Source organism: Pseudomonadota bacterium (assembly GCA_039815145.1).
GTDB lineage: Bacteria > Pseudomonadota > Gammaproteobacteria > Steroidobacterales > JBCBZW01 > JBCBZW01.
Genome location: JBCBZW010000058.1, coordinates 20459 through 30865 on the forward strand (window position 1 = coordinate 20459; position 10407 = coordinate 30865).

Annotated in this window: 6 protein-coding genes; all 6 read left to right on the top strand. The window is 67.4% G+C overall.

What is annotated here, in order from left to right; all coding sequences use genetic code 11:
• Positions 1-7 precede the first annotated feature (7 nt).
• Positions 8-2218, top strand: coding sequence for a TonB-dependent receptor (locus tag AAF184_14845; GenBank protein ID MEO0423613.1), 2211 nt, complete (start codon positions 8-10; stop codon positions 2216-2218).
• A gap of 24 nt (positions 2219-2242) precedes the next feature.
• Positions 2243-4252: a hydantoinase/oxoprolinase family protein gene (locus tag AAF184_14850; protein MEO0423614.1), complete on the top strand. Its 2010-nt coding sequence runs from the start codon at positions 2243-2245 to the stop codon at positions 4250-4252.
• Positions 4253-4257: 5 nt separating this feature from the next.
• Positions 4258-5976: a hydantoinase B/oxoprolinase family protein gene (locus AAF184_14855; protein MEO0423615.1), complete on the top strand. Its 1719-nt coding sequence runs from the start codon at positions 4258-4260 to the stop codon at positions 5974-5976.
• Positions 5977-6066: 90 nt separating this feature from the next.
• Entirely contained in the window at positions 6067-8298 is a 2232-nt protein-coding gene (locus tag AAF184_14860; GenBank protein ID MEO0423616.1) for a prolyl oligopeptidase family serine peptidase, read from the top strand.
• Positions 8280-9746 carry an APC family permease gene (locus AAF184_14865; protein MEO0423617.1) on the top strand — a complete coding sequence of 489 codons (1467 nt, stop codon included), beginning with the start codon at positions 8280-8282 and terminating at the stop codon, positions 9744-9746. The genes AAF184_14860 and AAF184_14865 overlap by 19 nt, the downstream gene beginning before the upstream one ends.
• Before the next feature lie 2 nt (positions 9747-9748).
• On the top strand, positions 9749-10407 hold a 659-nt coding region (locus AAF184_14870), incomplete at its 3' end, for an aldo/keto reductase (protein MEO0423618.1).

A 10407-nucleotide genomic window follows, 5' to 3' on the forward strand; every position in this document is an offset into this window, starting at 1 on the left:
AATCACAGTGGGGACAGCAGCGGTGTTGGTGGGGGCGTTGGCCGGATCCTGGTCCGCCCAGGCGCAGTCGCCGGGCGCCTCGGATGACGGTAAGTCCGCCACCATCGACGAGGTGGTCGTCACCGCGCGCCGTCGCGACGAGACGGCCCTCGAAGCGCCGTTGGCCGTGACTGCCTTCACCGCCCAGATGGTGCGCGACGCGGGCATCCAACGCGTCGAGGACTTCGTGGCCCTCACGCCCAACGTCACCCTGGCCACGTCCCAGGGCATCGGCACCAGCTTCCTGAGCATCCGCGGCATCACCCAGGTGCGTAACGGCGAGCCGCCCGTGGCCACGATCGTCGATGGGGTGTTGCAGTTCACCGCCACCCAGTTCCGCCGTGAGCTCTTCGACATCGAGAGCATCGAAGTGGTGAAGGGCCCCCAGGGCGCCATCTACGGGCGCAACGCGACCGGTGGTGCGATCATCATCAACACCCGCCGACCGACCAACGAGTTCTATAGCTACGTGCAGGCCGGTGCCGGCAACGGCGATGAGTTCCAGATCCAGGGTTCCCTCGGCGGCCCCATCGTCGAGGACCAACTCTTCGGTCAGTTCTCCGCCAACTACATCGACCGCGACGGCTACCTCGACAACATCACCCGCGACGAAGCGGCGGATCGCTTCGAGGATCTCACCTTCCGCGGCCGCTTGATCTACGAGGCGAGCGAGAACTTCACCGCCGACTTCCGGGCGGCCTACTCGAGCCACCGGGGCCGCGGCATCGGCTTCCAGTTCCAGGGCGTCGACATCGCCGAGGATGGCATCACGGCCACCGGCTTCGGCACGGACACGGGCCCCATCGACGCCAATAACGTGCTCCCCGTGCGCGACAACAACGTCGACTTCGGCGAGCGCGACATGGCCGACTTCTCCCTGAAGCTCGACATCGAGACGGGCATCGGCACCCTCGTGAGCACCACCTCTTACACGGACATCGAAGAGTGGGGCGACTCGGATCAGTTCCCCTACACCAACGCGCGCAGCGCCCCGGAGCTGTTCGGCTTCGACGGCACGCAGACGGGCTTCTTCGACCTCTCGGCCTTCTCCCAGGAGATTCGCCTGTCCTCGTCCGCCGATCGCCGCGTGCGCTGGGAAGTGGGCGCCTACTACCTCGACTGGGATCGCTTCGTCTCCCTCTCCACGGGCGTGGACACGGGCGCGGGCATCATCCGCCTGGAGCGCGAGCCCACGGACGATCCGAGCAACCCCACCACGTCCTTCCTGGCCGACGACAACGACAACACGGCCTGGGCCGTCTTCGGCAACCTGGACATCTCCCTGAACGATGCGTGGGACCTGACGCTGGCCCTACGCTATGACGAGGAGGAGCGGGTGCAGAACGTCTCCCCGCTCCAGTTCCCCGCCGGCCTCCCGGGGGCGCGCAACGAGGCCACCTTCGACAAGCTGCAACCCAAGGTCACCCTGCGCTACCAGCCGGCGCCGAATCAGAACCTCTACCTGACCTGGGGCGAGGGCTTTCGCAGCGGCCAATTCAATCAGAACGGGATCGCGCAGGTGGCGGCGGATGCGGGCCTGGTGGGCGTGTCCGACGTCGCGGACGCCGAAGAGTCCTCGTCGGTGGAGCTCGGGTACAAGGGCCTCTTCGCCGACGATCGCCTGCGCGTGAACGCCGCGATCTTCTCCACCGACGTGGAGGGCCAGCAGTTCTTCTCCTTCATCGGCGCGATCAGCGCCCAGATCCTCACCAACATCGACGAGGTGTCCCTCTTTGGCGGTGAGATCGACTTCCTCTACCGGGCCAGCGATGGCCTCGATCTCTTCGCGGGCTTCGGCTTCACGGACTCGGAGATCGACGCCTACGAGGTGGACCCCACTGCGATCGGCAACGAGGCCCCCTACGTGGCTGACACCACCATGAACTTCGGCTTCCAGTTCGAGACGGCGGTCACGCCTGGTCTCGACTTCTTCCTGCGCGGCGTGTACGAACGTCGGGGGGAGCAGTTCTGGGATGTGGAGAACTCCACGTCCCGCGATGCGCTGAACCTGATCGACGCCCGCATAGGCATTCGGGCCAACGATGACCGCTGGGAGCTGATCGCCACTGGCTACAACCTCGGCGACGAGCTGTACAACGCCGAGTGGGTGGCCGGCGGCTTCTCGGCCCGCGCCCCGGGGCGGATCTACAACGTGCGCTATCGTCGCAACTTCCGCTAAGCCAACAGCAGCAGGGTAGGCCCTATGACCCACTATCGCGTGTCGGCGGATATCGGCGGCACCTTCACGGATATCGTGGTGGAGCCCTCGGATGGGCCGGTGTTCGTCGGCAAGGTGCCCACCACGCCGGAGAATCCCGCGGCCGGTGTCGTCGCCGGCGTGCGAGCGCTGGTGCCGAACCTCTCGGACATCTCCTTCTTCGTGCACGGCACCACCGTGGGCCTCAACGCCTTCCTCGAGCGGCGCGGCGAGCGCGTGCTGTTGATCACCACCGAGGGCCTGGGCGATTCCTACACGATCGCCCGCGGCAACCGCCACACCTTGTACGAGCTGCGCTACGAGAAGCCGCGCCAGCTCGTGCCGCGCAGCGATGTGCACGAGGTGCGCGGTCGCCTGGACGCCAGCGGGGAAGAGCTGGCGCCCCTGCAGCTGGAGGATCTCGACCCGATCATTGAGAAGGTGCGAGCGCAGGGTATCCGCGCCATCGCCTTGTGCTTCGTGCACGCCTACGCCTACCCGCAGCATGAGGTGGCCGCCGCCGAGTATCTGCGCGTCGCGCTGCCCGACGTCTCGATTTCTCTCTCCTACGAAGTGGCCCGCGAGTGGCGTGAGTACGAACGCACCTCATCGACCGTGATGAACGCCTACATCGCACCGGTGGTCCAGCGTTACCTCTCCAGCCTGGAAGCGCAGCTCAGCGAGGACGGCATGGAGGCGACCGTGCACATCATGCAGTCCAACGGCGGCGTCTCCACCGCCCGCCACGCGCAACGCAATCCGGTCTTTACCCTGCTCTCCGGGCCCGTCGGCGGCACGATCGGAGGCAAGGCCCTGGCGGCGGCCGGCGGCCGACGCAACCTCCTTTGCGTCGACATGGGGGGCACGTCCTTCGATCTCTCCCTGGTGATCGACGGTCAGGAGAACAGCACGCTCGAGACCGAGCTCGAAGGCCTGCCCTTGCTCATGTCCATCGTCGACATCGACACGATCGGCACGGGAGGCGGCTCCCTGGCCTGGCTAGAGAACGGCGCGATGCGCGTGGGCCCGCACAGTGCGGGGTCCGTGCCGGGTCCGGCGTGCTACGGGCGCGGCGGTGAAGAGCCCACTGTCACTGATGCGAACCTCCTATTGGGTCGCTTAGGCGAGAAGTCTTTGCTGGGCGGCGACATGTCCCTCGACGGCGCAGCAGCGGCGGCGGCCATCGAGCGTAAGGCGAGCGCGATGGGCCTCGACGCGGTGGCCTTCGCCGAGGGGGTCCTGGCCATTTCAAACGCGGCCATGGCCGACGCCATGCGCACGATCACCGTTTCCCAGGGCGTCGACCCCCGCGAGTTCACCCTGGTGGCCTTCGGCGGGGCGGGGCCGATGGCGGCCGTGTTCCTGGCCGAGGAACTCGACATCGGCGAGGTGTTGGTGCCCCGCTTCCCGGGCACCTTCTCCGCCTGGGGCATGCTGCAGACCGATCTGCGCCACGACTTCACCCAGAGTTTCTTCCAAGCGGCGGACGGCGCCGACCTGCAAGCCCTGGACGAGGTGTACACGGCGCTGGAGGGCGACGGTCAGGCAGCGCTGCAGGGGGAAGGCGTGGGCGAGGAGGCGATCTCCTTCCAACGCTCCGCCGACATGCGTTACCTGGGCCAGGAGTACTCGATCAACGTCCGCCTGCCGGCCATGGACCTCGGGCAGATTCTCGAGGCCTTTCACGAGGCGCACGCGCGACGCTACGGTCACTCCAGTCCGGGGGCGCCGGTCGAATTCGTCAATCTGCGCGTGGCGGCCTTTGGCGCCCTGGCTCGCCACAGCGGCGGCGCGCAGGCGGCGGGCGAGGGAGATCCCCAGCAGCTCGGCACCCGCGACATCGTGTTTTCCGGGCAGACGGTCAACACGTCGATCGTGGCTCGCGACGCGCTTCCAGCGGGTTACCAGACGGTCGGCCCGCTCGTGATCGAGGAGCAGAGCGCCACCACCGTGGTGCCTCCCGGCTGGGGCGTGACCGTCGACGGGCAGGGCAACATCGTGTTGAAGAGGAGCTAGCGGGCATGAGCACCGTCGACCCGATCACCACCGAGATCATCCGCAACGCCTTCGTGTCCATCGCCAAGGACATGAACGCCACGCTCATTCGCAGCGCCTTCACGCCCGTGATCTACGAGGGCAAGGACTGCTCCGTCGCCCTCATCGATCCTAACGGCGAGGTGCTCGGCCAGTCGCTGGGTCTGCCGTTGTTCTTAGGTAACCTCGAGATCTGCGTCAAGCTCATCGCGCAGAAGCACGGGTGGGACTACTTCCGCGACGGCGACGTGTTCTACATGAACGACTCGTACATGACGGGCACCCACCTCAACGATTCGACCATCATCATGCCCATCTTCTGGCAGGGGCGCCGGGTGGGCTTCGCCGCCTCGCGCGCCCACTGGCTGGACGTGGGCGCCAAGGATCCCGGCACGCCCGTCGATTCCCACGAGATCTATCAGGAGGGCATGCGCTGGGGCCCTACGCGCTTGTTCGAGAACGACGAACCGCGCGAGGACGTGATCGAGCTGCTGCGCCTCAACAGCCGCTTCGGCGACGCCTGCGTGGGCGACATGAACGCCCAGGTCGCGGCCGGCCGCACGGGGCAGAAGCGCATGCAGGCGCTCTTTGATCGCTTCGGCGAAGACTGCATCTGGGCCGCACGCGATGAGATCTTCCGTCAGACCGAAGCCCGCGAGCGCGAGGCCGTGAGCGCGCTGCCGGACGGTCGCTACCAGGCCGAAGGCATGCTCGACAACGACGGCCTCGGCAGCGATCCCCTGCCGGTGAAGCTCACCCTCGACATCGCGGGCGACACGATGACCGTCGACTTGAGCGAATCCGCCCCGCAGGCCCGTGGCCCGGTGAACTGCGGTATCACCCAGACTATTGCCGCGGCCCGCGTCGCCTACAAGTTGCTCATCTGCGCGGACGTATCGCCGAACGGCGGCTCCTTCCGCCCGCTGCAGGTGGGCGCTTCCGATGGCACCATCTTCTCCGCCCAGGAGCCCGCGGCCTGTGGTTGGTACTTCTCATCGCTAGGTCTGCTGATCGATCTGTTCATCAAGGCATTGGCGCCGGTCATGCCCGAGCGTGCCGCGGGCGCGCACTACGGCGACTCCATGGTGATTACGGTGGCCGGTCAGGACCCGCGCCAGAACGACGCCTTCTACCTGATGATCGAACCCACCACCGGCGGTTGGGGTGCGTCCCAGGGCCGCGATGGGCAGAGCTCGTTGATCAATAACGTCAACGGCAGCTTCAAGGATATCCCCGTGGAGATCTTCGAAGCGAAGTATCCCCTTAGGTTGACACGCTACGGTATCCTCGCGAACTCCGGTGGCCCCGGTCAGTGGCGTGGTGGTAACGGCACCTACCGCGAGTATCTGGTGGAGACGGATTCGTCGCTCTGGTTGTGGTTCGAACGCTCCGTGACGCCCGCCTGGGGGCTGTTCGGCGGCGGCGAAGGCCAGGCGCCCAAGGTCACCGTGGAGCGCCCGGGGCAAGCGCCGGTGGATCTGTTGAAGATCAACGGCCTGACCCTGGAGAAGGGCACCGTCATCCGGTCCCATACGGGCGGTGGCGGCGGCTACGGGCCGGCCTTCGAGCGCGCCCCTGAGGATGTTCGCCAGGACGTGCTCGACGGCTACGTGACCGCGGACCATGCCCGTGAGGCCTACGGCGTGGTGCTCGATGGCGCCGGCGCCGTCGACGAGTCGGCGACCGCGGCGCTGAGGGCCGGCTAACGCGATTCTGCGCGTACGGGCTGACCCAGCCCACCTGTCCCTGTCGATCTTGTACCCTGAGCCCCGCGGGCAACCAGGCCAGGGAACAAGATGCATACACCACGAGGGATCGGACGAGCGCGGTCGTCACCTGAATACCGCAGGCGGCTGCTGAGCCTCGTCGCATGCGCTATCGCGGCCGTCTGGCTGGCGACGAGCGAGGCAGCCGAGCCCGGCCAGCTGAGCCTGGAGAGGCTGTTCGCGGCCCCCAATCTCGCCGGCACCGCCCCGACGCAGCCCGTCTGGTCCCCCGACAGCACGCAACTCGCCTTTCTGTGGAGCGATGCCGGTACGCGTCAGCGCGCCCTGTGGCTGGTGCGGAGCACGGGAGAGGGCCTGCGTCGCGTAGAGGCACCGGCCGCTGCTGCGAAAGCGGGCGTCTCGCAGGTGCTTTGGTCGAAGGACGGTGAGCGCTTGATCACCCTGCGCGGGCGAACCCTGTGGTCAACACACCTGGTCACCGGAAAGCACACCTTGCTGGCACACGTGGCGGAGGGCGCCTCCGACCTCGCCATGTCACCCGATGGCACGCGCCTCACCTGGCTGCAGGCAGGGGATCTGTGGCAGTACGACGACGCCACGCAAACGGTCGACGCGTTGACGGCCTTGGGTCTGCCGCCGCTGTCCTCCCTGGCCGCGGGGCGCTACAGCCGCCGCGAGCGCGAGATCGGCCCGGGCATCTGGTCCGGTCCCACCTACGCCTGGTCGCCCGACGGTCGCTACGTCGCGCTGCACGTGGTCGATCGCCGCGAGATGCGCAAGGTGCCGTTTCCCAACTACCTCGCGGCCGAGACCGATCCGAACCTCGTACGCCGAGGCTACCCTGGTGATCCCAACGAGGCGCGCGCCCTGGGCCTGCTCGATGTCAGCACCGGTGCCCTGCGCTGGCCCGCACTGCCGACACCGACGGCTAACCAGATCATTGACTTCACGTGGTCATCGCAGGGTGTACTGTTGGTCGATGTGGCGTCGGATACGGCGGTCGATCGCTGGTTGTACACCGTGGTGCCGGGGGAGGAGACGCCGCAAGTGCGTTGGCACAGCTACCGCCCCAGCCGTATCTACACCGCCTTCGCTGCCGCGTGGGGCCCGGAGGGCGAGCGCCCCGTCTTCCTCTCGGACATCGAGGATCGCTACGGCCTGTTCACCCTCGACGCCGGTTCGGTACCCACGGCCGAGCGCCTCACGGATCCCGCCTACGATGTGTTGAGCGCACCCAGGATCCTCGCCAGCGGCGAGATCTACTTCACGGGCAACGGTGAAGGTCCCTACGATCAGCACGTATACCGCTTCTCGCCCGCCACCGGCGAGACCGCGCGACTCACCCATGTGCCCGGTCGCCACGTCGCCTATCCCTCGCCCGACGGTCACCACCTCGCCACTGTGCACAGCGCCGACGATCAGCCGACGGAACTCTTCATCGCGCGCCGTGATGGTGGCAAACGCACACGGGTCACGCACTCGCCGACCCCCGAGTTCGACACGATCGCCTGGGGAACGCCCCGATACGTGAGCTTCCCGAGCAGCCACGACGAGCAGGCCTTGCACGCCCGCCTGCTCCTGCCACCGGACTTCGACGCCTCTCGGCGTTACCCCGTGCTGTTCGGCCCCGTCTACTCCAACACGGTGCGCAATCGCTGGGCGGGCACCTACGGCTTAGTTCAGCACGTCCTCGCGCAGCGGGGCTACGTGGTGGTACAGGTGGACGTGCGCGGCAGCACCGGCTACGGCCGCGACTTCCGCGAGGCCTTCCTGGCCGACTTCGCCGGCGAGGACATCGACGATCTGGCGAGCGCGGTGCACTACCTGAAGGCCTTGCCCTACATCGATGGCGAGCGCATGGGGGTCTGGGGCAGCAGCTACGGCGGCACGCTCACCGTCTACTCGCTGCTCACCCGGCCGGGGCTCTTTTGCGCGGGCGTGGCGGCGGCCGCGGCGGTCGACCCGGATTTCTTCGGTACTGACGATGTGGCTATCGTTCGTCGGCCCGACACGCACCCGGAGATCTTCGCGCGCAAGGCCAAGCGCCACGTGGCCAAGCTCGAGGACCACCTGCTGCTCATCCACGGCATGCAGGACCACGTTGTGCCCTTCAAGACCACAGCGGTGCTCGCCGATGAGTTGATCAAGGCGGGCAAGGACTTCGACTTCGCCTTCGCTCCGGGCGCGACCCACGGCTGGAGCCGCGAAGGGCCCTACGCCCGCTACCTCTTCGGCAAGTTGGTCGCCCACTTCGATCGCTACGTGATGAAGGGCGAGGGCGCGTGCTCGAACGGCGTCTAGGGCTGCTAGGACTCACGGCCACGGGGATCTGCGCCATGCTCGGCGCCTCGATCAACGTGGTGCCCTTCATGGTGCACCGGAGCGTGCCGGGGATAGGTCCCTACGTGTTGCCCGCGTTCATGCTGGCCGCCGTGCCAGCGCTGGTGGCGGCGCTGGCCTACGCGGCGCTGGCGTCGGCCATGCCCCGTGCGGGGGGTAGCTACCTCTACGCGAGCCGTGGCCTCAATCCCTACCTCGGGTTCATCGCCAGCTTCTCCCAGTGGTTCGGCCTATCGATCGTGATCGGTGTGATCGCGTACGTGATCGTACCCTTCCTGCGCGACATCGCGGTGGCGAGCGGTGCCGAGGCGCTGGCGGGGGCGTTGGAGACCGGCCCGGTTCGGGTGGGCTTGGCCTTGGCACTGATCTGGGGCTTCGTGACGATCAACGTGCTTGGACTGCGCGCCTACGCGCGCACCTTGATCGTGATGATGTTCCTCATGTTCGGCCTGGGCGCCATCGTCATCTTGGCTGGGGTCGGCTTCGATCACGGGGATTTCGTCGCCGCGCTTCGGGCGCAGGAGGGACGTGAGATCGGCGCCGCGCCCAACGCCGACTGGCAGTGGTCCGTGTTCCTGACGGCTGCCGCCCTCATGTTCTCGAGCTTCATCGGCTTCGATGCCATCGCGCAGGCGGGCGGCGAGGCCCGCGCGCCCGCGCGCACCTTGCCCCTGGCCATCCTGCTCGCCATCACCACGGTGGGCGCCTTCTACTTCGCCTTCACCGCGGCCGTGTACCACGCCGTGCCCTGGTGGTTTGTGGCCGAGGAGGCCGCGACGAAGGACATCTCCGCCCCGGGCTTGCTCGCCTACCTGCTGCCGGCCAGCCTCGGGGTGGCGATCCTTACGGGCGCGGCGCTCGCGTTGATCAACGACCTTCCCGCCATGTTGCTGTCCGTCTCGCGCCTGGTCTTCGCCTGGGCGGAGGACGGCATCTTCCCCCGCGCCATCGCGCGTGTGCACGATCGCCTGCACACGCCGCATCGGGCGCTGGGGTTGAGTGGGGTGATGGCCAGTGTCGGGGTGCTCGGCAGCCACTTCGCGGGCGACTTCTTTCTCGGCATCGACATCATGGTCACGGCCATGTTGGTGAACTTCCTGCTCATGTGTCTGACCCTGCTCTGCCTGCCGCGGGTGAATCCGGGGTTGGCGGCGCGGGTGGTGGCCCTGCCGAGTCGTGCGATACAACGGGTGGTGGGCGTGGCCGGGGTCCTGCTCCTCGGCGCCTTCCTCATCATTCACGTGAGGAAGGACCTTACGGGCGCGGCCGAGGCCTGGTACTTCCGATCCACGTGGGTGTGGTTGCTGGTGATGGCCTTGGGGTCCGTCGCCTACGCCCTGGCGCGACAGCGATGTGAGGCTCGCGGTGAGCCTTGGCAGGCACGGTTCACCGACTTACCTAGGGGATGAGCATGACGGGGCAAGTCGAGACGGTGCAATTGGCACCGGGGCTCACGGTGGCGCGGGTGTTGAACGGCCTCTGGCAGATCGCCGACAGCGAGCGCGAGGGCACGCTGGATCCCGTCACGACGGCGCAGTACATGGCGCCCTACGTGGAGGCTGGCTTCACCACCTTCGACATGGCGGATCACTACGGTTCCGCCGAAGTGATCGCGGGTGCCTTTCGCCGCGACCACGCCCGCGGCGGCGAGGCGCAACTGCTCACGAAGTGGGTGCCGCCGCCGGGGCCAGTGTCGCGCGAGGGCGTGCGCGGCGCGGTCGACCTCGCGCTGCAACGCCTGCAAAGCGAGCGCATCGACCTGCTGCAGTTCCACGCCTGGCATTACCCCGATCCGTCGTGGCTGGACGCGCTCTTCTACCTCGACGAGCTGCGCCAACAAGGGTTGATCGGGCAACTCGGCGTGACCAACTTCGATACGGCACACCTGCGCATCGCGCTGGCGAGCGGCATCCCCATCGTCAGCAACCAACTCAGCTACTCGTTAGTGGATCGTCGTGCCGCGGGCGCGATGACCGCCCTGTGCGAGGAGTTCGGGGTCAAGCTGCTGGCCTACGGCACGTTAGCGGGCGGCCTGCTGAGCGAGCGATGGGTGGATGCGCCGGAGCCGTC